The 23,170-nt window shown below is 58.3% G+C and carries 25 protein-coding genes; 20 read left to right on the top strand and 5 right to left on the bottom strand.

Annotated features, from left to right (window positions below; all coding sequences use genetic code 11):
* Window positions 1-120: 120 nt before the first annotated feature.
* The 3 genes from WLY71_RS21310 to WLY71_RS21300 all read right to left on the bottom strand — a co-directional run bounded on the left by WLY71_RS21310 (window position 121) and on the right by WLY71_RS21300 (window position 2,449).
* On the bottom strand, window positions 121-375 hold the full coding sequence (locus tag WLY71_RS21310) for a hypothetical protein (RefSeq protein WP_347805104.1): 255 nt from the start codon (window positions 373-375) through the stop codon (window positions 121-123).
* Window positions 376-477: 102 nt separating this feature from the next.
* Window positions 478-1,683 carry an MFS transporter gene (locus WLY71_RS21305; RefSeq protein ID WP_347805103.1) on the bottom strand — a complete coding sequence of 402 codons (1,206 nt, stop codon included), beginning with the start codon at window positions 1,681-1,683 and terminating at the stop codon, window positions 478-480.
* Window positions 1,684-1,795: 112 nt separating this feature from the next.
* Entirely contained in the window at window positions 1,796-2,449 is a 654-nt protein-coding gene (locus WLY71_RS21300; protein ID WP_347805102.1) for an HD domain-containing protein, read from the bottom strand.
* A 128-nt stretch (window positions 2,450-2,577) separates the two neighbouring features.
* Here WLY71_RS21300 and WLY71_RS21295 point away from each other — a divergent pair, with 128 nt between their 5' ends.
* The 10 genes from WLY71_RS21295 (at window position 2,578) to WLY71_RS21250 (ending at window position 10,947) form a co-directional block, all read left to right on the top strand.
* Window positions 2,578-3,060: a GNAT family N-acetyltransferase gene (locus tag WLY71_RS21295; RefSeq protein ID WP_347805101.1), complete on the top strand. Its 483-nt coding sequence runs from the start codon at window positions 2,578-2,580 to the stop codon at window positions 3,058-3,060.
* A gap of 174 nt (window positions 3,061-3,234) precedes the next feature.
* Window positions 3,235-3,999, top strand: a complete 765-nt coding sequence (locus WLY71_RS21290; RefSeq protein ID WP_347805100.1) for a hypothetical protein — start codon at window positions 3,235-3,237, stop codon at window positions 3,997-3,999.
* A complete protein-coding gene (locus WLY71_RS21285; protein WP_347805099.1) occupies window positions 3,921-4,367 on the top strand; it encodes a PAAR domain-containing protein in 447 nt (148 codons plus the stop codon). The genes WLY71_RS21290 and WLY71_RS21285 overlap by 79 nt, the downstream gene beginning before the upstream one ends.
* A 51-nt stretch (window positions 4,368-4,418) precedes the next feature.
* The gene (locus WLY71_RS21280) at window positions 4,419-5,111 is read left to right on the top strand and encodes an alpha/beta hydrolase (RefSeq protein WP_347805098.1); all 693 of its coding nucleotides are present in this window, start codon (window positions 4,419-4,421) and stop codon (window positions 5,109-5,111) included.
* A complete protein-coding gene (locus WLY71_RS21275; RefSeq protein ID WP_347805097.1) occupies window positions 5,080-5,598 on the top strand; it encodes a hypothetical protein in 519 nt (172 codons plus the stop codon). The genes WLY71_RS21280 and WLY71_RS21275 overlap by 32 nt, the downstream gene beginning before the upstream one ends.
* A gap of 172 nt (window positions 5,599-5,770) precedes the next feature.
* Window positions 5,771-6,763, top strand: coding sequence for a 2-dehydro-3-deoxygalactonokinase (locus WLY71_RS21270; protein ID WP_347805096.1), 993 nt, complete (start codon window positions 5,771-5,773; stop codon window positions 6,761-6,763).
* 19 nt (window positions 6,764-6,782) lie between these two features.
* A complete protein-coding gene (locus WLY71_RS21265; RefSeq protein WP_095132093.1) occupies window positions 6,783-7,403 on the top strand; it encodes a 2-dehydro-3-deoxy-6-phosphogalactonate aldolase in 621 nt (206 codons plus the stop codon).
* A 46-nt stretch (window positions 7,404-7,449) separates the two neighbouring features.
* A complete protein-coding gene (gene dgoD / locus WLY71_RS21260) occupies window positions 7,450-8,598 on the top strand; it encodes a galactonate dehydratase (RefSeq protein ID WP_347805095.1) in 1,149 nt (382 codons plus the stop codon).
* A 174-nt stretch (window positions 8,599-8,772) separates the two neighbouring features.
* Window positions 8,773-10,083, top strand: coding sequence for an MFS transporter (locus WLY71_RS21255; RefSeq protein ID WP_123364820.1), 1,311 nt, complete (start codon window positions 8,773-8,775; stop codon window positions 10,081-10,083).
* Window positions 10,084-10,143: 60 nt separating this feature from the next.
* Window positions 10,144-10,947, top strand: a complete 804-nt coding sequence (locus WLY71_RS21250) for an IclR family transcriptional regulator (RefSeq protein WP_347805094.1) — start codon at window positions 10,144-10,146, stop codon at window positions 10,945-10,947.
* On the opposite strand, the gene WLY71_RS21245 is transcribed toward WLY71_RS21250, so the two are convergent.
* Window positions 10,948-12,000, bottom strand: a complete 1,053-nt coding sequence (locus WLY71_RS21245) for an NAD(P)-dependent alcohol dehydrogenase (protein WP_347805093.1) — start codon at window positions 11,998-12,000, stop codon at window positions 10,948-10,950.
* A 190-nt stretch (window positions 12,001-12,190) separates the two neighbouring features.
* Here WLY71_RS21245 and WLY71_RS21240 point away from each other — a divergent pair, with 190 nt between their 5' ends.
* The gene (locus WLY71_RS21240; RefSeq protein WP_347805092.1) at window positions 12,191-13,081 is read left to right on the top strand and encodes an AraC family transcriptional regulator; all 891 of its coding nucleotides are present in this window, start codon (window positions 12,191-12,193) and stop codon (window positions 13,079-13,081) included.
* A gap of 197 nt (window positions 13,082-13,278) precedes the next feature.
* On the opposite strand, the gene WLY71_RS21235 is transcribed toward WLY71_RS21240, so the two are convergent.
* Window positions 13,279-14,943 (bottom strand): electron transfer flavoprotein-ubiquinone oxidoreductase, encoded by a 1,665-nt coding sequence (locus tag WLY71_RS21235; protein ID WP_347805091.1) that lies wholly within the window; start codon window positions 14,941-14,943, stop codon window positions 13,279-13,281.
* A 548-nt stretch (window positions 14,944-15,491) separates the two neighbouring features.
* On the opposite strand from WLY71_RS21235, the gene WLY71_RS21230 reads away from it, so the two are divergent.
* The 9 genes from WLY71_RS21230 (at window position 15,492) to WLY71_RS21190 (ending at window position 22,569) form a co-directional block, all read left to right on the top strand.
* Complete coding sequence (locus WLY71_RS21230; protein WP_056745417.1) at window positions 15,492-16,241, top strand: electron transfer flavoprotein subunit beta/FixA family protein; 750 nt, start codon at window positions 15,492-15,494, stop codon at window positions 16,239-16,241.
* Between the two features lie 2 nt (window positions 16,242-16,243).
* Window positions 16,244-17,173, top strand: coding sequence for an electron transfer flavoprotein subunit alpha/FixB family protein (locus WLY71_RS21225; protein ID WP_347805090.1), 930 nt, complete (start codon window positions 16,244-16,246; stop codon window positions 17,171-17,173).
* An 81-nt stretch (window positions 17,174-17,254) separates the two neighbouring features.
* Window positions 17,255-18,091, top strand: coding sequence for a substrate-binding periplasmic protein (locus WLY71_RS21220; RefSeq protein WP_347805089.1), 837 nt, complete (start codon window positions 17,255-17,257; stop codon window positions 18,089-18,091).
* Between the two features lie 9 nt (window positions 18,092-18,100).
* On the top strand, window positions 18,101-18,457 hold the full coding sequence (locus tag WLY71_RS21215) for a DUF4398 domain-containing protein (protein WP_347805088.1): 357 nt from the start codon (window positions 18,101-18,103) through the stop codon (window positions 18,455-18,457).
* The gene (locus WLY71_RS21210) at window positions 18,454-19,266 is read left to right on the top strand and encodes an OmpA family protein (protein WP_123364827.1); all 813 of its coding nucleotides are present in this window, start codon (window positions 18,454-18,456) and stop codon (window positions 19,264-19,266) included. The genes WLY71_RS21215 and WLY71_RS21210 overlap by 4 nt, the downstream gene beginning before the upstream one ends.
* Before the next feature lie 276 nt (window positions 19,267-19,542).
* Window positions 19,543-20,982, top strand: a complete 1,440-nt coding sequence (locus WLY71_RS21205; RefSeq protein ID WP_008146981.1) for an aminotransferase-like domain-containing protein — start codon at window positions 19,543-19,545, stop codon at window positions 20,980-20,982.
* Window positions 20,983-21,070: 88 nt separating this feature from the next.
* The gene (locus WLY71_RS21200) at window positions 21,071-21,538 is read left to right on the top strand and encodes a translation initiation factor 2 (protein WP_347805087.1); all 468 of its coding nucleotides are present in this window, start codon (window positions 21,071-21,073) and stop codon (window positions 21,536-21,538) included.
* Between the two features lie 129 nt (window positions 21,539-21,667).
* Entirely contained in the window at window positions 21,668-21,922 is a 255-nt protein-coding gene (locus tag WLY71_RS21195) for a YkgJ family cysteine cluster protein (protein WP_056745406.1), read from the top strand.
* A gap of 41 nt (window positions 21,923-21,963) precedes the next feature.
* Window positions 21,964-22,569 (top strand): START domain-containing protein, encoded by a 606-nt coding sequence (locus tag WLY71_RS21190; RefSeq protein WP_347805086.1) that lies wholly within the window; start codon window positions 21,964-21,966, stop codon window positions 22,567-22,569.
* Window positions 22,570-23,170: the final 601 nt, after the last annotated feature.

Genomic DNA, 23,170 nt, shown 5'->3' with positions numbered 1-23,170 from the left:
GATTCAGTGTGGGGGCGAGCTTGCTCCGGGCGGCGTTCCGGCGATGGGGCCATAAGATTCACCATCAATCCTGACCTTACCCGGTCGCAGCCGCGCACGACTGCGACCTGATTCGTCTTTCTAAACGTCCAGCTTGCGCGCCGCCTCAACGCCTGCGGCACTGAGTTTGATCGGCAAGTTCAACGAGTGCTCACCGGCCTCGTTGCAGATCACATGACCATGCTGGATCAATCCACGATCCTGCAGCGTGGCGAGGGTGCTGGCCACGACTCTCTCCCCCCGGTAATTGTCCAGGACCTCTCTGCCCAAGCCGCTTGGATGGGCATGCAGCAGACGGGTCAGGACTTCTTTCTCAAGGTTTTTATCGGCGTTCATGGTTACCTCTTCATGGATGTGGATAGGTCCATTTAATTAGAGTCCTTACTTGACGTTGGTCCGCCCCCGATTTGGATTGGTGCCTGATGAACGACGAACGGTCTAGGCCTGCTGCAATGTTTTGCTGGTAACGGCTCGGCGCCAGACCAGCCGGCCGACGCTGATCAGCCAATTCAGTACAGCAACCGCCAATACCGTGAGCAACAGCGTCGCCATCCCCTGTTCGACGATGATTTTCCCGGCCAGCAACGGAAAACCAAACACGCCGATAAAGTAGGACAGGCTGAACAGTAGCAAGGATTGCGCGGTGGTGCCGTGCGGTGCCTCGTTGGCCGCGAGGCCGTTGATCACCGAATAGGTCAGCCCGTAACCGACCCCGAGCATCACCGCCGCCAGCACGTAGCTGAGCCCGTCGTCGACGACAAACCCGAACAACAGGATCGAGCCCATCATCAAGCCCGACAGCAGGCAGGACGCCCAGAACGGGTCGCGCTTGACCACGAAACCGGCGATCAGCATTCGACTGCTGATCGCTGCGCTCATGAAGCCGAGGAAGAACAATGAATAGTCGAGTGAACGCGCGGCGGCGTAGCTGGTTTGAAAACTCGACAGACCGCCGAAAACGCAACCACCGAGGCCGACCATGATGATCGGAAACACCGCTCTGGACGACAGCACTTGCGCCGCTGCAAGCCATGAAATTCGTGACACCGCTGCCGAGTGGCCCGGCGTTTTTTTCAGCTGCGAATCCAACCGCCAAAACAGCAACACGCCGATCAGACTGGCCAGCGCCGCGAGATAAAACGCCGCGGTGATCGGATACCCGAGAGCGCTCGCGGCGCGCCCCAACAATGGACCGCTGCCGATCCCGGTCATCATGCTGCCCGATAGCAGCGCAAAGTATTTCGCGCGTTGGGCGGGCGTTACCAGACTCGCCACAATGATTGGGCCGAGGGTATAGAACACGCCCCAACCCAGCCCCAGCAAGAGTCCGAAAAACAACAGCAGATTGCCGAAACCTGGTGTCAGGGCGAAGCCCAGGCTGGCGGCCACCAGCAAGACGCCGAACAGCGCAATCGACCGTGCCGCACCGAGTAAATCAGACAAGTGCCCGGAGACAATCACCGCCGCAAACGTGCTCAGCATCGCCGCCGAAATCACACTGCCGGCGTCGTGTTCGTTGCCACCGCGTGAACCGATCAAAAGCGACAACAAAAATGTGGAGCCGTAGGACAGCGACAGCAAAAAGCTGGCCAGGCAAAACAGGCCGAACAACCTGCTGGAGACTGGGGGTGTTGCGCTAGACATGACGCGGTTCCTTGACCCGATAGAAGAGAGCTTCATCTATCTATCACGCAAGGCGTCGATGTTAGGTCTGAGGTTATTGATTTCAGGGTTAGTGTTGGCCGGAGTAATACGTTTAGCAGACGCCTATTTCTTCCTTGAACAGCTCCATGAAACCCTTCAACCGTTCGTGGCGAGTCTGTGCCAGACGCTGGCCGGTGGTTGTCTGGAATCCATCCGCCAGGTGCAGCAGTTTGGTCTGGAAATGGTCGAGGCAAAAACGGTTGTCATCGTACTCCCGGTCCTTCGCCTCGGGATCCTCTGGGTCGTACAACGCGCTGCCCATACGTCCGGCGATGTAAAAGGTTCGCGCCACGCCGAGCATGCCAAGGGAGTCGAGGCGGTCGGCGTCCTGCATGATTTTTGCTTCGAGCGTGGTCGGCGCGATGTTGGCGGAAAAACTGTGCGCTTCGATGGCATGGGCAACTGCGCTGACTTTTGCGTCTGGCCAGGCCATGTCCGCCAACAATTTCGATGCCTTCTCGGCGGCCAGCCGCGACGCCTGAGAACGCAGCGGCGAGTTCTTCTCTACCGCCACGCAATCGTGCAACAGCACTGACGCCAGCAGCACCTCAAGATCGCCACCTTCTTCAGCGTGAAGCGTACGCACGTTGTGCCAGACCCGCTGCAAGTGCGACAGATCGTGAGCGCCATCTTCCGACGGCTCCAGCGCGTGGGGCAGCAGTTGCGCAGCGAGAAGTTGCAGTGGCGCGAAAGCATCAGTGTTCATAAACATCCTGTTAAGTGAAAACGTCTTTTGTAGCGACATGCTCCATGGATCAGCTTTGAATTTCCAGTGTGACGAGCGCCGCGCGCCGACTTAGTATGGCGTTTTCAACTTTTGACGAAGGCACGTCCATGACGATCGAGATCCGCCCGGCGACCCCGAGCGATGCACCGCAAATCCTCGGGTTCATCACTGAACTGGCCGACTACGAACGTGCCCGCCACCAAGTCATCGCCAGCGTCGCCGACATCGAGCGCAGCCTGTTCAGCGAAGGCGCCACCGCCCACGGGCTGATCTGCCTGCGCGATGGCTCGCCAATCGGCTTTGCGGTGTTCTTCTTCAGTTATTCCACGTGGCTCGGCAGCAACTGCCTGTACCTCGAAGACCTCTACATCACCCCCGAACAACGTGGCGGCGGCGCAGGCAAAACCTTGCTGCGTCATCTGGCGAAAATCGCCTGCGCCAATGATTGCGGTCGCTTTGAGTGGAGCGTGCTGGACTGGAACAAACCGGCGATCGAGTTCTACAAGTCGTTGGGTGCGCAGCCGCAGGAAGAGTGGGTGCGGTATCGGATGGATGGGGCAGTGTTGCGGGAGTTTGCCGAGGGGCGGTGATCACTGATGGCAATGGGCTGCTGAATCAGTTGTCGCCACCGCTCTAGTCCGGCATTCTGTGCGCCTTTTGCGCGCTCACGGACGACACCTGCAATGCCTTTGGCACTTTATCTCCACGCCCGTGGAGCCTTCGCCGCATCAATGAGTGACGGGCGATGAGCGGACCGGGCGAATATGCGTTTGTATGGTCTGGTCAAAAAACTTGGCTCGACTGACGACCTCCATCGCCAATCGGTGGATATTCTTTGCACCCTCAACCACACGGGTGGTAAGGCGATTCGGGCCTTCGTTTCGCGTCTGGACGCCGAGTTGATGACGCGCAGTCGCGGTCTTGAAGAGTACCGCGTCGTACCCCTTCGCACGTTCGATCCGAACTCGTTTATCCAGGAACATCAGGGCTGGCTGGCGCTGCATGTCTGCTGTGGCTTCGTCGCCCAGACAGGTCAATGTCTGCTGAATGACGGAGCGCTGGTACCAATGGGCTGGTACGTCTATTCCGACATCGGCCAATGGACCTCGGAACACTACGTCGAGTTCGGTCCGCAAATGGCCTGTCTATTGCAAACCACCTACGACCGGATTGGTCTGCGGGACTACAACACCTTGCTCAATGACCTCGACAACGTTTCGGGTGCTGATTTGCGATGGCAGGTCGACGAAGCCTGGCAAACCCTTCACAACGCCACATTTTCCGACAGTCGCGACAATTGTCATGCGCTGTTCGACCCGATCGACAATCGCTGGCGCTTCGCCGCGACCGACATCGATATCTATCACCTTCCCCCTGAACTTCAGAAGCAAGGAGCTTTGACTTCAGTGGAAAACCCGCTGCGCGCGTCACCGACCCAACCGCGTGCCCGTTGCGGGGCCATGGCACTAACCCGATCGTGTCCGGCTCACCGGACGTTTTCTTCGACGGCCTCGCCGCGGCCCGCATGACCGACAAATCCGCCTGCGGCAGCCCGATCACCGGTGCCGTGTCCGGAACGGTATTCATCAACGGTCTCAACGCCGCAACGCTCGACAGTACGGGTGGTCACGGCAACGTGGTCGTTGGCGGCTCCGGCACGGTAATTATTGGCCAGAGTGGCGGAGGCGCTGCGTTTAGTGGGTTGTTGCCGATGCCGGTGCACTTCAATGACCGGATGCAAGTGATCAATGAGATCACGGGCGAACCTATGCCTAACTATCCTTACGCCATTCAACGCGGAGACGGACGTGTGGAGCATGGCATCACGAATGAAGCGGGCTTTACCCATATGGTAAGTTCGCATGTCCCCGAAACCATTAAATTGTTCGTGGAGTAGCAGGAAACGGGAGCCGAAAATCCTGCATTGAAGGGATGTCAGAAACTGGTGGTGACTCATGACTTGACGTGTAAAACGGATGGTACTGTTAAACAAGCGTCAGTTACCCCCAAGAACATCGTTGTATTTTTTGTCGGTGGGGCCGGTGACAAGGAAAGTTACTATCTGACGGGGCCCAATAATAACGTCGTGGAAGCTCGCAAAATCTTCATTAAAAATATGGAAATTGAAGGCCTTGCTGATACCTATGAGGCGCATCATCTTAGTTATAACGATTTTTTAACTGATGAAGGGCTTCAGGCCAATGTTCTGGCCAAGGCGCCGGATCTAACAACGCCTGTATATATAGTGGGTCACAGCCTGGGTGGATGGAATGGTGCTCACCTATCAGCAGTGTTAAGTAATCGAGGGTATAGAATTCCGGTTTTAGTCACGCTTGATCCTGTGGGTGAAGGAAAAATTGTCTATGGGATCTCGAGTATCTATCAGCAAGAACCCAAACCAAAGGCAGAGTACTGGGTCAACGTGAGAGCAGATGCCAAGGATTGGAATTTTTCCGACCTTGTGGCCGATTTTGGTGAACAGTGGAATATGGCATCCGGTCCAAATATGAACGGTCGTGTTGATGTTAATCATGCCGACGCGTGGGCGATTTACATCGCCGTGCTTGAATGCGGTAAGTCGGCCAGGGATATTTTAATGGAGTCGATAGTTGAACACTTCAAAGGAAAAAAATGTGCCTAGATTGCTCCTGTGTTTAATGTTCATGCTGTGCGCTTCATGCGCAATGAATCATGGTAAGCCCATTGCTAAATTGGAGTACGTCAGCGTCGAGCGCTATCAAGACAAACGTATATATCAAGTTAGCTTTACGTCAAATGTAGATGTGGTGAATTTGTTTAAATCAAAGATAAGTCAGACATTAATTTGCTCCTTGGACGGTGATACTGATTTTTCAGTGGCTCACCGCATCCACCAATACGGGGAGGGGTTTATTGAAACTGTTCAGCAGGGTGGTGAACAGGTGCTTAAGGCTGATTTAATATTTAGTGAAGTCAAGAGTTCGACAAACGATGCTGTGATGAAAAGCGAAGCTCTTAGTTCGCTATTGGCCGAGCAGGCGTCAATTACCTGCAAAGTTAGAATCAATGCCTATTCTTACAAAACCTATTTTTCGGAAGAGATGCAGGTTCCTACGAAAGATTTGTTACGAGAGATCGCTAAGTACTGAATGCAAAACGGCGCGGAGGATGGTCGCAAAGTCAGTGGTCCATCCAAACCTGAAGGAGAGGCCAGAAAGCAATATCCCAAAATATGGGATTCTAAATTACATATTGAGATTTTCGCTCCGGAAGGCCTATAGTCCAGCTCACTCACTGCCTTTAAACAAAACAGGTGAAGCGATGCTGGCGCAATTGATCGCGCTCGATTGGGGGACAACCTCATTACGTGCTTACAAACTCGCCGCGGGTGGCCAGGTGCTCGAACAGCGTTCGCTGTCGTCGGGGATCATGCAGCTGCCCAGGACGCCGCGAATGATCGCGGGTCAGGAATGTGCCGACGGTTTTGAACTGGCCTTCGATGAGGCCTGCGGTGACTGGCTCGACGCGCAGCCCGATTTGCCGGTGATTGCTTGCGGCATGGTCGGCAGCGCACAAGGCTGGCGTGAAGCGGCCTACCGCGATACGCCGGCGAACGTCGCCAATCTCGGAATCTCCCTACAAACGGTTCGCAGTCTTCGCGGTGTCGATGTGCACATCGTGCCGGGCGTGATTCAGCGGTCTCGTTTGCCAAACGTGATGCGCGGCGAAGAAACCCAGGTGCTTGGTGTGCTGCAGAATCTACCGGCCGAGGCGGGTGGTGATCTGTTGATCGGCCTGCCGGGCAGTCATTCGAAGTGGGTGGAGGTGGCCGACGGCTGCATCGTGCAGTTCGATACCTTCATGACCGGCGAAGTCTTCGCCGTGCTCAGCGAGCACAGCATTCTCGGGCGCACTCAGCAAAAGGGCGCGTCCTTCGATGGCCAAGCCTTTGATCGTGGCGTGCAGGTGGCTCTGTCGGCGGATGGCGAGATCGGGCCGTTGTCGACATTGTTCAGTGCCCGCAGCCTCGGGTTGACGGGCGAACTCAGCGCCACTGCCCAACCGGATTACTTGTCCGGCTTGTTGATCGGCCATGAACTGTCAGCGTTGGCGAGTGTTCAGCGACGCCGACGCAACAGCGTTCATCTGCCGGCGATCATCCTCATCGGAAATTCCCAACTCTGTGCCCGCTACAGCCGGGCGCTCGACGCCTGTGGTTTTGCCCGGGTGACCCTGGCCGAACAGGCCACCGAACGCGGCTTGTGGCAGTTGGCGGTTGCCGCCGGACTGATCACATCACACTCATCCCGTTAAACCTGACTGGAGGTCTGACATGCTCAAGCAAGCATTGGCGCAAAACGGTCTGATCGCGATTTTGCGTGGCCTGCGCCCGCAAGAAGCAGCAGCCATCGGCGAAGTGCTTTACGCCGCCGGATTTCGCGTCATCGAAGTGCCGCTTAATTCCCCTGAACCGTACGAAAGTATCCGCATCCTGCGCAGTACCTTGCCTGCCGATTGCCTGATCGGCGCGGGCACGGTGCTGACGCCGGAGCAGGTCGAGCAAGTGAAAGCGGCAGGCGGTCAGGTGATCGTCATGCCGCACAGCGATGCCAAGGTGTTGCGCGCAGCGAAAGCGGCGGGGTTGTTCCTGTCGCCGGGTGTGGCGACGCCGACTGAGGCCTTCGCAGCATTGGCCGAAGGGGCGGACGTGCTGAAGATGTTCCCGGCCGAGCAGATGGGCCCGGCAGTCGTCAAAGCCTGGCTCGCGGTGCTGCCTGCGGGAACGATTCTGGCGCCGGTCGGCGGGATCACGCCGGACAACATGCAGGTGTTTATCGACGCGGGCGTCAAAGGTTTCGGCCTCGGTTCGGGGTTGTTCAAGCCGGGTATGACACCAGAGGAAGTGGCAGTAAACGCCAAGGCATATGTCGCTGCATGGAACGCTCTGCGTTAAGACTTTTTGGCGCCGAGCGCGCTATATCTATAAGAGAGACAAAAAGATGAAAATCACTAAGCTGACCACCTTCATCGTTCCGCCGCGCTGGTGCTTCCTCAAAGTCGAAACCGACGAGGGCGTGACCGGCTGGGGCGAGCCCGTGGTCGAAGGTCGCGCGCAAACGGTTGCCGCTGCCGTTGAAGAATTGTCCGACTACCTGATCGGCAAAGACCCACGCAACATCGAAGACATCTGGACCGTGCTCTACCGTGGCGGTTTCTACCGGGGTGGCGCGATCCACATGAGCGCGTTGGCCGGTATCGACCAGGCGTTGTGGGACATCAAGGGTAAAGCCCTGGGTGTGTCGGTTAGCGACCTGCTCGGTGGTCAGGTGCGGGACAAGATTCGCGTTTATTCGTGGATCGGCGGCGACCGCCCGGCGGACACCGCTCGGGCCGCGAAAGAGGCCGTCGAACGTGGTTTCACTGCGGTGAAAATGAATGGCACTGAAGAGCTGCAATTCCTCGACTCCTTCGAGAAAGTCGACCTGGCCCTGGCCAACGTCGCGGCCGTGCGCGATGCGGTGGGGCCGAACGTCGGCATCGGCGTGGACTTCCATGGCCGGGTGCACAAGCCCATGGCCAAGGTGCTGATGAAGGAGCTTGATCCGTACAAGCTGATGTTCATCGAAGAGCCGGTACTCAGCGAAAACTACGAAGCGCTGAAAGAATTGGCGCCGCTGACCAGCACCCCGATCGCCCTCGGTGAGCGGCTGTTCTCACGCTGGGATTTCAAGCGTGTGCTCAGCGAAGGTTATGTCGACATCATTCAGCCGGATGCGTCTCACGCCGGCGGCATCACCGAAACCCGCAAGATCGCCAACATGGCCGAAGCCTACGACGTGGCGCTGGCGCTGCATTGCCCACTGGGGCCGATTGCGTTGGCGGCGTGTTTGCAACTGGACGCGGTTTGCTACAACGCGTTCATCCAGGAACAGAGCCTGGGCATCCACTACAACGAGAGCAATGATCTGCTGGATTACGTCAAGGATCCGCGGGTGTTCGACTACGACAAAGGCTTCGTGAAGATCCCGAATGGCCCGGGCCTGGGGATCGAGATCAACGAGGAATACGTGATCGAACGCGCGGCCGTCGGCCACCGCTGGCGCAACCCGATCTGGCGCCATGCCGATGGCAGTTTTGCTGAGTGGTGAGTTCTCTCTGACCCAACACAGTTCAACTGTGGGAGCGAGCTTGCTCGCGATAGCGGTGTGTCAGTCGACATCAATGTTGAATGAACGACCGCAATCGCGAGCAAGCTCGCTCCCACAAGGGTTCAGTGCAAGCCTTTACATCGACCTCAATAAACATAAGAAGAGGCATTCCCCATGCAACCGCAAACCCTCACCGGGCAGGCGTCGTTGGTGACGCCCAGTCGCAAGCGTTTTTTCATCATGGTGCTGCTGTTTATCACCGTGGTGATCAACTACCTGGACCGCAGCAACCTGTCCATCGCCGCCCCGGCACTCACCAGCGAACTGGGCATCGACCCGATCCACGTCGGGCTGATTTTCTCGGCATTCGGCTGGACCTACGCTGCCATGCAAATCCCCGGCGGCTGGCTGGTGGATCGGGTTCCACCGCGGATTCTTTACAGCGTCGCGCTGCTGCTATGGTCGATCGCCACGGTGATGCTCGGCTTCGCCGCCAGCTTCATTGCACTGTTCGTATTGCGCATGGCAGTCGGTGCGCTGGAAGCCCCGGCGTACCCGATCAACAGTCGTGTGGTCACTACCTGGTTCCCCGAGCGCGAACGCGCCACGGCCATTGGTTTCTATACCTCCGGGCAATTCGTCGGTCTTGCGTTCCTGACGCCGGTATTGGCCTGGCTGCAGCATCAATATGGTTGGCACATGGTGTTTGTCAGCACCGGTGCGGTGGGTATTCTCTGGGCGGTCATCTGGTACGCGGTGTATCGCGAACCACGGGATTTCAAAGGCGCCAATGACGCCGAAATCGAGCTGATCCGCGAAGGTGGCGGGCTGGTGGATATCCAGGCTGAACAAGCCAAAGTCAAAGCCAAATTCAGCTGGATCGACCTCGGCATCGTTCTGACCAAACGTAAGTTATGGGGTATCTACCTCGGCCAGTTCTGCCTCAACTCGACGTTGTGGTTTTTTCTGACGTGGTTCCCGACCTACCTGGTGAAATATCGCGGTATGGACTTCATCAAGTCCGGCCTGTTGGCGTCGCTGCCGTTTCTTGCCGCCTTCGTCGGTGTGCTCTGTTCGGGGTTCTTCTCCGACTGGTTGATCCGCCGCGGCTACACCGTGGGTTTCGCCCGCAAGTTGCCGATCATTGGCGGCCTGCTGATTTCCACTTCGATCATCGGCGCCAACTTCGTTGAGTCGACACCGCTGGTGATTGCCTTCCTCGCGTTGGCGTTCTTCGGTAACGGGTTGGCGTCGATCACCTGGTCGCTGGTGTCAACGTTGGCCCCGGCGCGATTGCTCGGGTTGACCGGTGGGGTGTTCAACTTCATCGGCAACCTGTCGGCGATTACCACGCCGATCGTCATCGGTTTCCTCGCCACCGGTGATTCGTTCGCTCCCGCGATCACCTATATCTCGGTTCTGGCGTTGATTGGTGCGCTTTCCTACATATTGCTGGTCGGCAAAGTCGAGCGTATCAAGTTGTAGTTGCGGCATTCGGGCGACCATAATGCCGCCCGTTCACTCGCTCAACGGTAAAGGCTGGATATGCAGGAAGACGCCCCAAAAATCGCCAAGGACGCCGCACCGACCGGCACCCAGACACTGCTTCGTGGATTGGGTGTGGTTCAGGCCGTGGCCAGTGGTGCCCGCGATCTCAAGGAGATCGCCCGGCTGATCGGCACGACACGCAGCACAACGCATCGTCTGGCCAGTTGCCTGGTGGACGAGCGTTATCTGCGTGTGTTGCCGCAAGTCGGTTATCTGTTGGGGCCGAAGTTGATCGAGCTGGGCTTCCAGGCGCGTGAAGAATTGCCGCTGGTCACATTGGCCGGGCCGTATCTGGATGAGTTGTCGGCGTTGACGGGTGACACCATTCACCTGGCGATTCGTGAAGGCGACGAGGTGCTGTACCTGCACAAGAATCCGGGGCGCAATGGCCCGGAAATGCGTTCGCGGGTGGGCCATCGCATGCCGTTGGCGCGTACCGGGATCGGCAAGGCGTTGATGCTCGATGACACGCAGGAAGAATGGCTGCGGCTGTACGAAGTCAGCTTGCCGGCGGGTGGGAAAAATCAGTTCTGGCCGCAGCACCCGGAGCAGTCCTGGGAGCAGTTTCAGCAGCGCATGGTCGAGTATGTGGCGGGCGGTTATGCGTTCGATCTGGAAGATAACGAACCGTCGATCCGCTGTGTGGCGGCGCCGATCCGTGATGCCAGCAAGCGCATCGTTGCCGGCATCAGCATCGCCAGCACCGTGCCGTATATGCCGCTGGAGAAAATGGCCGAGCTGATTCCCCTGATCAAAGGGGTCACGGCTCGGCTTTCGGCGGAGCTTGGCGCGAAAGTCTGATTAGACTTTCAGAGTCGCCATATCGATGACGAAGCGGTACTTCACGTCACCCGCGATCATGCGGGAGTAAGCCTCGTTGATCTGGCGGATGTCGAGCATTTCAATGTCGCAGGTAATGTTGTGCTCGGCGCAGAAATCCAGCACTTCCTGGGTTTCGGCGATGCCGCCGATCAGCGAGCCGGCCAATACGCGACGGCTCATCACCAGTTTGCCGGCGTGGACCGGTGGATCGACCGGTTCGATCAAGCCCACCAGAATGTGCACGCCGTCGAAACGCAACGTATCGAGGTAGGGATTGAGGTCGTGCTGCACCGGAATGGTGTCCAGCAGGAAGTCGAAATGTCCTGCGGCGGCCTTCATCTGTTCGGCATCGGTGGACACGATCACGTGGTCCGCACCTTGGCGACGACCTTCTTCAGCCTTGCTTGCCGAGCGGGTGAACAGCGTCACTTCCGCGCCCATCGCCTTGGCGAACTTGATGCCCATGTGGCCGAGGCCGCCCATGCCGAGAATCCCGACCTTGTCGCCCGCCTTCACGCCGTAGTGCTTGAGCGGCGAATAGGTGGTGATGCCGGCACAGAGAATCGGCGCGGCGCTGGCCGGGTCGAGTTTCTCGGGGATGCGCACCACGAAGTGCTCGCTGACCACGATGCTGTCGGAATAGCCGCCCATGGTGTTGCTGCCATCGATGCGGTCCGGGGTGGCATAGGTCATGGTCGGACCTTCGAGGCAGTATTGCTCGAGGTTCGCCTGGCAGGCTTCGCAGCTGCGGCACGAATCAACCATGCAGCCGACGCCGACCAGATCGCCGACTTTGTGCTTGGTGACATTCGCACCGATGGCGGTAACTTTGCCTACGATCTCGTGGCCGGGCATCAGGGGGTAAACGGCAATGCCCCACTCGTTGCGTGCCTGATGGATGTCGGAATGGCAGACGCCGCAGTAGAGAATATCGATCGCAACGTCGTCAGCACGTGGGCTGCGGCGCTCGAATTTCACGGGGGCGAGGGGAGTGGTAGCCGATTGGGCGGCGTATCCGATGGCGGTGTACATGATGAACCTCGCAAAAGCTGTGACGGGTGAGGTGACGCATTCTGGGCGCCGCACCGGCCACCGGCCATGGCAATTCCTCCGGGTGTCATGCCTAATCCTCCGGCATCAGCCTTCAATGGGTCGCATTGGCCATCAGACCTGCGATGATGCTTTCATCCCTATTTCCGCGACTTTTTTGTGAAGAGCCCTCATGTTGTTGACCCGTCATCTCGATGCCAATGCCACGCTGGTTTCGCTGATTCAGCCTTTGACTAATCGCGATGGTTTCGCGCCCACGGCGTTGTCGGGTGTGCAGGTTTTGCGGGCCAGTTGTGATGTGGCTCGCGGTCCGCAGATTTACGAGCCGAGTCTGGTCATCATCGCCCAGGGCAGCAAGTTGGCGTATCTGGGGCCGCGTACGCTGGAGTACGGCGCCGGGCATTATTTGATTCAGGCATTGCCGGTGCCGTTCGAATGCGAGACGTTTTCAGCCCCCGATGGCCCGATGCTGGGCGTTTCCATCGCCATTGACCGGGTGTTGCTCGGTGAGTTGGTCTTGGCCATGGGGCTGGCGCCGGGGCATAGTATTGCGGCGCAAACGCCAGAGTCCATGACCTCGGCGGTGCTCGACGATGCGATGCGTGGTTGTGTTGAACGGCTGTTAAGTTGCCTGCACGATCCGCTGGAATGCCAGGTTATGGGGCAGGCGCGATTGCGCGAGTTGTTGTTCGTCGCCTTGCGCGGGCCGCAAGCCGATGTGCTGCGGGCGCTGGTCGAGCAACAGGGGCAATTCGCCCGGATCGCGGCGTCGCTCAGCCATCTGCATGCGCATTACACCGAGCCGTTGAACGTCGAGACGCTGGCCAGTTGCGCGAACATGAGCGCGTCGACGTTTCATGAGCATTTCAAACGCAGCACGTTGTTGTCGCCAGTGCAGTACTTGAAGCGCTTGCGCTTGCTCAAGGCCCAGCAGTTGTTGCTCGCCGAGGGTTTGGGTGTGGCGCAGGTGGCGCATCGGGTGGGGTATCAGAGTACGTCGCAGTTCAGTCGCGAGTACAAGCGCTACTTTGAGCGTAGCCCTGGCGACGAACGCGCTGCCTGACACACCGCTGATCCCCCTGTGGGAGCGAGCTTGCTCGCGATTGCGGTGTATCAGTCGACATCAATGTTGAATAGTAAGCCGCCATCGTCGGAACGCCGCCCGGACCAAGCTCGCTCCCACATTGGTTTGTGGTGTGGCTTGAATCATAGACAACAAAAAGGCCCCCGTTCGGGAGCCTTGATGTTCAGGCATTCGACTTACATGTTCGGGTAAGTCGGGCCGCCAGAGCCTTCCGGCGCCACCCAGGTGATGTTCTGTGCAGGGTCCTTGATGTCGCAGGTCTTGCAGTGAACGCAGTTCTGGGCGTTGATCTGGAAGCGCTTCTCGCCGTCTTCCTTGGTCACCACTTCGTACACGCCGGCCGGGCAGTAACGCTGGGCAGGCTCATCGTAGAGCGGCAGGTTCTTGGCGATCGGGATGCTCGGATCGGTCAGCTTCAGGTGGCACGGTTGCTCTTCTTCATGGTTGGTACCGGAGATGAACACTGAGCTGAGCTTGTCGAAGCTGATTTTGCCGTCCGGTTTCGGGTAGTCGATCTTCTTGCAGTCGGCCGCAAGCTTGAGGCAAGCGTAATCCGGCTTGGTGTCGTGCAAGGTGAACGGCAGTTTGCCGCCGAAGATGTTCTGGTCGAGCCAGTTGAAACCGCCGCCGACGATGGCGCCGAACTTGTGGATCGCCGGGCCGAAGTTGCGGCTGGCGAACAGTTCGTCGTAGAGCCAGCTCTTCTTGAACGCGTCGACGTAAGTGGTCAGCTCTTCGGTGCCGTCCTTTTCAGCGAACAGCGCTTCGGCCACCGATTCAGCGGCGAGCATGCCGGACTTCATCGCGGTGTGGCTGCCTTTGATCTTGGCGAAGTTCAGGGTGCCGAGGTCGCAACCGATCAGCGCGCCGCCCTTGAAGACCATTTTCGGCAGCGAGTTCAGGCCGCCTTTGCTGATGGCGCGAGCGCCGTAGCTGATGCGCTTGCCGCCTTCCAGGTACTGCTTGAGTACCGGATGATGCTTGAGGCGCTGGAACTCGTCGAACGGCGACAGGTAAGTGTTGCTGTAAGACAGGTCGACGATCAGACCGACTACGACCTGGTTGTTTTCCAGGTGATAGAGGAACGAGCCACCGGTGTTCTCGGTGCCCATGATATCCAGCGGCCAACCGGCGGTGTGGACCACCAGGCCTGGTTGATGCTTGGCCGGGTCGATTTCCCAGATTTCTTTCAGGCCGATGCCGTAGTGCTGGGCGTCGGCATCGCTGTCGAGGTTGAAGCGCTTGATCAGTTGCTTGCCGATGTGGCCGCGGCAACCTTCGGCGAACAGCGTGTACTTGCCACGCAGTTCCATGCCTGGGGTGTACAGGCCTTCTTTCGGATGACCTTCGCGGTCAACGCCCAGATCGCCGGTGATGATCCCGCGAACCACGCCGTTCTCGTCGAACAGCGCTTCCTGAGCGGCGAAGCCGGGGTAGATTTCCACGCCCAGGTTCTCGGCCTGCTGGGCCAGCCAGCGGCACAGGTTACCCAGGGAGATGATGTAGTTGCCTTCGTTGTGCATGGTCTTGGGCACAAAGAGGTCAGGAATCTTCTGCGCGCTGTCAGCGTTCTTGAGAACGAAGATGTCATCGCGGGTGACCGGCGTATTCAGCGGTGCGCCGAGTTCTTTCCAGTCCGGGAACAATTCGTTCAGGGCGCGTGGTTCGAACACGGCACCGGACAGGATGTGAGCACCGACTTCGGAGCCTTTTTCGACCACGCAGACGCTGATTTCCTTACCGGCTTCAGAGGCCTTCTGCTTCAAGCGGCAGGCGGCGGAAAGACCAGCGGGGCCGGCACCGACGATGACCACGTCGAATTCCATGTATTCGCGTTCCACAGGTTATCTCCTACTCAAGGCTCAACAGTTTTTTTTCTAATTGGAGGTTTGGTGTCGCATCCATGAATCCCTGCGCAATGCAGGAAGAGGACAATCGATGAGCCACCTTTCTCTCTAAGGTGGCGCATTATATCTACACCACTCCTAGCGTCCAATACAAACGTTTGTTTGAATCGGCTCAAAGCCAGAGAAATCAAAGTCACGCGGCTTATGACTGGCCATTTTGCCGTATTGACCGGAATAGGCGTTCCGGTCAAGATACGGTCGGTTTTGCGCTCGCCGTAGGCTGACTGTTGGTTTCAAGAGCACCTCTAAAGACAGGGCGATGGCAGTACAAGGTGATGCGTAGCGCAGGTTCTGGCGCGCAGTTTACACGCCGCGATAATGAATGACTCGTCAGTCACCACTGACGAACGGTCATTCACCTCGTGAGCAGGGTTCACCTTTACACCGGCCAGCGTTTTTAGAGGTGCCCTTGCGCCGATGAGCATCAAACCGCCAGGTTCGCCTAGGCGACTTTCTTTTCACCGGAGAGTAACGAGGAATCCATGAAGGTTCTTGTAGCTGTCAAACGCGTTGTGGATTACAACGTCAAGGTTCGCGTCAAGGCGGACAATTCCGGCGTCGACCTCGCCAACGTCAAGATGTCGATGAACCCGTTCTGCGAAATCGCAGTGGAAGAAGCCGTACGCCTGAAAGAGAAAGGTGTTGCGACTGAAATCGTCGTCGTCTCCATCGGCCCGTCCACCGCTCAAGAGCAACTGCGCACCGCGCTGGCTCTGGGTGCCGACCGCGCCATCCTCGTCGAATCCGCTGAAGACCTGACTTCGCTGGCCGTTGCCAAGCTGCTCAAGGCTGTTGTCGACAAGGAACAGCCTCAGCTGGTGATCCTTGGCAAACAAGCCATCGACAGCGACAACAACCAGACTGGCCAGATGCTCGCGGCATTGAGCGGCTACGGTCAGGGTACGTTCGCGTCCAAAGTCGAAATCAGCGGCGACACCGTTGCCGTGACTCGCGAAGTCGACGGCGGCGCGCAGACAGTTTCCCTGAAACTGCCGGCCATCGTCACCACCGACCTGCGTTTGAACGAGCCGCGCTACGCGTCCCTGCCAAACATCATGAAAGCCAAGAAGAAGCCTCTCGAAGTGCTGACTCCGGACGCTTTGGGCGTTTCCACCGCCTCCACCAACAAGACCGTGAAAGTCGAAGCGCCGGCTGCACGCAGCGCGGGTATCAAGGTCAAGTCGGTGGCTGAACTGGTCGAGAAACTGAAAAACGAAGCGAAGGTAATCTAATCATGACTATCTTGGTAATCGCTGAACACGACAACAAAGTGCTGGCCCCGGCCACGTTGAACACCGTGGCTGCCGCCGTTAAAATCGGTGGTGACATCCACGTTCTGGTTGCAGGTCAGGGCGCTGGCGCCGTGGCTGAAGCTGCTGCCAAAATCGCTGGCGTGGCTAAAGTGCTGGTGGCCGATAACGCCGCCTACACTCACCAACTGCCGGAAAACGTTGCTCCTCTGGTGGCCGAGTTGGGCAAGGGCTACAGCCACATCCTGGCTGCTGCCACTTCCAACGGCAAAAACATTCTGCCGCGCGTTGCCGCTCAGCTGGACGTTGACCAGATCTCCGAGATCATCTCGGTCGAAAGCGCTGACACTTTCAAGCGCCCGATCTACGCCGGTAACGCCATCGCAACCGTTCAATCGAACGCTGCGGTCAAAGTGATCACCGTGCGTGCTACCGGTTTCGACCCGGTGGCGGCTGAAGGTGGTTCGGCGGCTGTTGAAGCCGTTGCGGTTGCTCACGATGCTGGTATTTCCAGCTTCGTCGGTGAAGAACTGGCCAAGTCCGATCGTCCGGAACTGACCGCTGCCAAGATCGTCGTTTCCGGCGGTCGCGGCATGCAGAACGGCGACAACTTCAAACACCTGTACGCCCTGGCTGACAAGCTGGGCGCTGCCGTCGGTGCTTCCCGCGCCGCGGTCGACGCAGGTTTCGTACCCAACGACATGCAGGTCGGTCAGACCGGCAAGATCGTTGCTCCACAGCTGTACATCGCCGTCGGTATCTCCGGCGCGATCCAGCACCTGGCCGGCATGAAAGACTCCAAAGTGATCGTTGCGATCAACAAGGACGAAGAAGCGCCGATCTTCCAGGTGGCCGATTACGGCCTGGTGGCGGACTTGTTCGAAGCCATCCCTGAGTTCGAGAAGCTGGTCTAATCCAGCGGCCTGACTTATAAAGAGCCCGACCTTTTGGTCGGGCTTTTTTTTTGTTCCGGATTTGAGTGGGAGAGTGTCGCCATGGATCTGCGCCGCGTTTACGGCTGGTCTTTGCTAATGGGGCTGACGGTGTTGCCGGCGCTGTCAGTCGCCGCGGGCAAGTGCGAACGCCTGGTGGTGACCGGCAGCCCGGACGCGCCGCCGTACCTGTGGCAAGACCCGCAGAACCCCAAGCACCTGATCGGCGCCAGTGCTGACCTGTTGCAGCAAGTGGCGGGGGAGATGGGGATCAAGGTCGAACTGCTTTACGCCGGCAAACGCTCTCAGGCCCTGGACGAAGTGCGCAGTGGGCGAATGGACATGCTGGCGGATGCGTCATTGACGGTCAGTGAACTGGAATCCCTGGATTACATTCATCCGCCGTTACTGGAAAACGATTACCTGGTCTGGACCCGCAAAGACTCGACGCTGGTCTACAACGAAGCGCAGGACCTTCATGGACATCCCGGCGCGTTGTCGGAAAAGTCTCGTATGACCCCGGCATTTGGCGTGTTCGCCGAGCAGCAATTGACCCTCGCCCGTACGCCTAACCTGACCCAGGCCTTTCAGAAATTGCTGCTGGGCGAGGTGGGATTTGTCCTTGCCGGACGCTACTCGGGCATGGCGGCTGCGCAGACACTTAACCTGGCCAACGACCTGCTCGCCCGTCCACAACCGATCGACAAACCCGGTCTGTTCCTCGCGGTTTCCCACAACTCTGCCTGCAACGATCCGTGGTTGCGCGGACAGCTGGCCAAAAAGATGACAGAATTGCCCGCGTCCGGACTGACGGAAGCCGTGCTGCAACGCAATATCGAGCGCTGGAAGGCGCAGCTCTCACAACCGCAGCAACAACCTGTCAGTACCCCAAAACAGTAGGGATTTTTAGTGAGTATTCGACCTCTTTTCGCTGCCCTGGCCGTTCTGGCTCTGGCGGGTTGTGCAGCCGATCCGGCGCCGAATGAACAAATGCGCCTGACCGAACAGGCACTCGAACAGGCCAAGGCAGTAGGCGCCACCGCCGCCGACGTGCCGGAAATGAAACTGGCCGAAGACAAGTTCAACCGCGCCAAGGGCAGCATGAACGACCAATCCTTCAAGAACGCGCGCATGCGGGCCGAGCAGGCCGAGCTGGACGCGCGTCTGGCCGAAGCCCGGGTTCTGACCCTCAAGAGCGAGGAGCAGTTGAACGTGCTCAGTACCCGCATCACTCGCCTGCGCAAGCAACTGGGAGATGCCCAATGAGCCTCAAGACCAAAGCCCTGGGCGGTTTGATCCTGGCAGGCTGCGCCAGCCTCTATGGTTGTGCCGGTCAGCACAGCGAGGCCGCGTTGCAGCAGGCCAGTACTGACTTCCAGAAGGTCAAGGAAGATTCCAACGTGCTGCGAATCGCGCCCAAGGACGTGATTCGCGCCGGTGAGTCGCTGGCCCGTGCCGATCGTCTGTCCAGCTATTGGGGCAGTGGATCGGACGTGCTGCATTACGCTTACCTGAGTGAGCGCTATAGCGAAATCGCGCGCGAACACACCAATCAGGTACTCAACGAAGAACGTGCGGCGAAGCTCGAACTGGAGCGTCAGCGCCTGCAGCTGGCCCTGCGCGAATCCAAACTGCTCAGCGTGCAGCAGCAGGGCAAGTGGCTCGAAGAACAGATTGTCGCGTTGGCGACCACCCAGACCGACCGCGGCCTGGTGATGACCTTGGGCGACGTGCTGTTCGACACGGGCGAAGCGGAGTTGAAAAACTCGGCGAACCGCGTGGTGTTGAAGATCGTGCAGTTCCTGCAGCTCAACCCCAAGCGCGTGGTGCGCATCGAAGGCTACGCCGACAGTACCGGCGGCAAGCAGGAAAACCTCAAGCTGTCCCGTGACCGTGCGCAATCGGTGGCGGACGTGCTGATGGATTTGGGCATCGACGATAAACGTATTCAGGTCGAAGGCTACGGTGATGAATATCCGGTCGACGTGAACGCCTCCGAACGGGGACGTGCACAGAACCGTCGGGTAGAAATTGTGTTCTCTGACGAAAAAGGCCAGCTCGGCGCTGCCCGGTAGGAGCTGGCGGAGCCTGCGATCTTTTGATCTTGCTCTTGATACTCAAGTGGGCCTGGAAAGATCGCAGCCTCGTTTCACTCGAAAGCTCCTACAACCCGGCCTGCCCGTCAGTGCCGGGTTTTTTTACGCCTGCTAATCAACGCACAAAACAGTACAGTTTTTGCTGACACTGCACTGTACGGTCGACTATTGTGGCAACTGTCCCAGTACACTTCTAAACTGTTCCGGTATTGTTTCACACAAGAATAAAATGCCCGTGAAATCGAGTGCTGCGTCATGACCAATCTCTTGCTCTACCAACGTATTGCTCAACAACTGGCCGAAGACATCCGCCGTGGCGTCTATCAACCGGGGGAGCGCGTGCCTTCGGTGCGCAAGATGAGCTCGCAGCTCAACGTCAGCCATGCGACGGTGTTGCAGGCTTACGCCAACCTCGAGGATCAGGGGCTGATCCGCGCCCGGCCACAGTCCGGTTATTACGTGCACCAGACCCCGGCCCTGACCGCGCCGACACCGGACATCGCCCGGGTCGAGCGTCCAGGTCTGGTCACTCGCAGCAGCATCATCCAACAAGTTCTGGTCGAATCCCGCCGCGAGGGTGTGTTTCCCTTGGGTGCAGCCGTACCGAGCGTTGATTATCTGCCGGTGCGGGCGCTGCATCAGCAACTGGCCAAAGTCACCCGTTTCCATAGCCCGCGGGCGTTCAGCTACATGTTCAGCCCGGGTTTCGAACCGTTGCGCCGACAAGTGGCGATCCGCATGCGCGATGCCGGCGTGGTGGTTGATCCGTCGGAAGTGGTGATCACCCACGGCTGCGTTGATGCGTTGCAGATGTCGCTGCGAGTGCTGACCCGCCCGGGCGACCTGATCGCCGCCGAGTCGCCGACCTACTACGGTTTGCTGCAACTGGCCGACCTGCTGGGCCTCAAGGTCATCGAGATTCCGAGCGATCCGGCCACCGGTATGAGCCTTGAAGCTTTGCAGCTGGCGGCCAACCAATGGTCGATCAAGGCGCTGGTGCTGACCACTCGTCTGAGCAATCCATTGGGCGGCACCATGCCCGAAGAGCGGCAGAAGCAACTACTGCGCCTGGCCTCGGATTTCGATATCCAGATTGTCGAAGACGATATCTACGGCGAACTGATGTTCGAGCAGGGTCGTACCAAATCACTCAAAGCCTACGATCGGCTGGATCGGGTGATCTATTGCTCAAGCTTCTCCAAAACCCTGTCGCCGGGCGTGCGGATCGGCTGGATGATTGCCGGCAAGTACCAGCAGGAAATCCAGCGTTTGCAGACCTTCAGCACCCATTCGGCCTGCAGCGTCACGCAGATGGGCATTGCGGCGTACCTGGAGAACGGTGGTTACGACCGGCATTTGCGCTACATCCGTCAGGAGTACCGCAAGAACCTCAGCGCTTTCCAGCTGGCGGTGCAGCAATACTTCCCGGAAGGCACGCAGATGACCCGGCCGACCGGCGGCTTCATTCTGTGGGTCAGCCTGCCGGGGCGGGTTAACACGCAGGAGCTGCACGTTCGTGCGTTGCAACAGGGCATCAGCATCGCGCCGGGGCTGATTTTCAGTAACACCGAGCAGTTCAACCACTGCATTCGGCTGAACTGCGGCACACCCTGGAACCGTGAAGCCGAACGTGCATTGATGACCCTGGGCATGCTCGCCACCCAGCTCTGTCAGGAGATGGTCGGCGGCTTTTGAGGGGGCGGGCAGGATATTCCTGCCCGAGCTTGTCATGTCGCGTGCAACAGGCGAGCATATGGCTCCTGCCGTTTGTATCGTTGGGTCCATGAAGCCGATTTTTCCCGCCGTCTGGCTATCGATCTGCCTGCTGATGACCTTCCAGGCCGAAGGTGTATTAGCGGCTTCCGTTCAAGAAAAACCGGCAGCCAGCGCCACTTCGAAAAAACCAGCACCGGTCAAGAAAGCCGCGCCGGTCAAAAAGAAAGCGGCCAAGGTGAAAAAGCGACCGCCGATTGCATCCAAGTCCAAACCCGCCAGTGAGATCGCGAAAACCAAGCTTCCTTCGGCCGACCTGGATTTGAGCCTGCCCCAAGACATGGCCGAGGAGCTGAAACCGATCGGTACGGTACCGTTGCCACGGCACGATGCACTATTGCCGCAAATGTTTGGTGACAAGGCTGGTCCGTTTCAGCTCAACGGGAGGCTGATCAGCAACGAAATGCAGTTGCAACTGCGCAACGAAGAGCGTCATGAAGTCGAAGGCGCAGCCCTGGAATTCGAGTTCAAACGATAATTTCTTAGACTGGTCAGTCACGCTCGTTTGAGCGAAAAACCCGGGTCCAGGTAATTTTAAACAAGCGTTTTAGCGGTTACTCTGTGCCACGTCCTTTAACACATCGCCCGTCGCGAGGAGCTCGTCGTCATGAAATGCCGTGAAGGATGTGGCGCCTGTTGCATTGCCCCTTCCATCAGTTCACCGATTCCCGGCATGCCCAATGGCAAGCCCGCCGGAGAACGTTGTGTACAACTCTCTGTCGATAACCTGTGCGGCATTTTCGGCAAGCCGGAACGTCCTGCAGTGTGTTCGGCGTTCGAAGCCGACATCGAAGTCTGCGGAAGCAGCAGTGACGAAGCGATCAAATTGCTGGGTTGGTGGGAGCAAATGACGGCGGCGTGATGTGTTCAACGAACGGATCTTCAACAATAAGGAATAAGACTATGGGTTCGCTGCAACGTATGGCTGTGCTGTGTGGTTTGACGGTAATGCTCGCCACCACGGCTGCTCAGGCCGAAGACTGGAAAGTCGCCAAGGAACAGGACGGCATCAAGATCTCCTTGAGCGAGGTGGCCGGCTCCGATTACAAGGCCTACCGTGGTGTCACGCTGATGAAGACCACCGTGGCCAAACTGCGCGCATTGCAGGAAGACGTGCCGGGGGCCTGCGCCTGGATTCACGAGTGCAAGACCCAAAAATTGCTTAAGCACGAAGGTGATCAGAGCTGGACCTACACCCAGTTCAATACGCCTTGGCCGGTTACCGCGCGTGATTCGGTGTTGCATGTCACCACCACCGAAGGCGCCGATGGCAGTCTGACTCGCAAACTTGAAGGTGTGCCGAAGTACATTCCTGAAGAAAAAGGCTTTGTGCGGGTTACCAAGGTCGACGGTTTCTGGAAGTTCGTGCCCAAGGGCGATCAGATTGAAGTGACCTATCAGGTGCATACCGAGCCGGGCGGTAGCATTCCGTCGATGGTTGCTAACAAGTTTGTGGTTGATGCGCCGTTCAATACTCTGAAAGCCCTGAAAGAACGCGCCGAGAAGTAATTGCTCTTTTGATAAAACGCCCTGACTGGTTCGGGGCGTTTTCTATTGGGTATGGCGGGTTATTTGATCGGGGGCATATCCGTTTCTTCGGTCATGGCGACTGGCGGTTTCGTTTTTACAGCGAGTCACTTTGAAAAGCCCCAAGTAACCAAGGGCTCCTGCCCCGCCATTCGGTGCCTCGCCCAGGCTCGGCATGCCGTAACGAAGGCATTGCTCCGGGGGGCCGGCGCTATCGGCCATCCATGGCCGGGGGCGGCTACCGCGGCATCCTTGCCGCGGTGCCCCCTGAGCAACGCCTGCGTTCGGCCTCTGGGAAAGGGGCAGAAGATAAAAATCAAAAGCCACAGCCACAGCCACAGCAAGATCAAAAGATCGCAGCCTCGTTTCACTCGACAGCTCCTACCGGGGGGAGCGGGTGTACGCATGCTCCTCATCACTCAACAGGCCAAGCGTTAGCTCGCCTTCAGCTCTTGATCTTGATCCACCGCCCCCTCGAGAGGCCGAGTGGAGGTTCTGCGCAGTGGGCAACCCGGCATGGATGCCGGGTTAGCCGCCCCCGGCCATGGATGGCCGATGGCGGCGGGCCCACGGAGCAGGACCG

It is taken from the genome of Pseudomonas rossensis, from assembly GCF_039888995.1.
Lineage (GTDB): Bacteria > Pseudomonadota > Gammaproteobacteria > Pseudomonadales > Pseudomonadaceae > Aquipseudomonas > Aquipseudomonas rossensis.
This window is presented reverse-complemented; position numbering and strand designations above follow the sequence as displayed.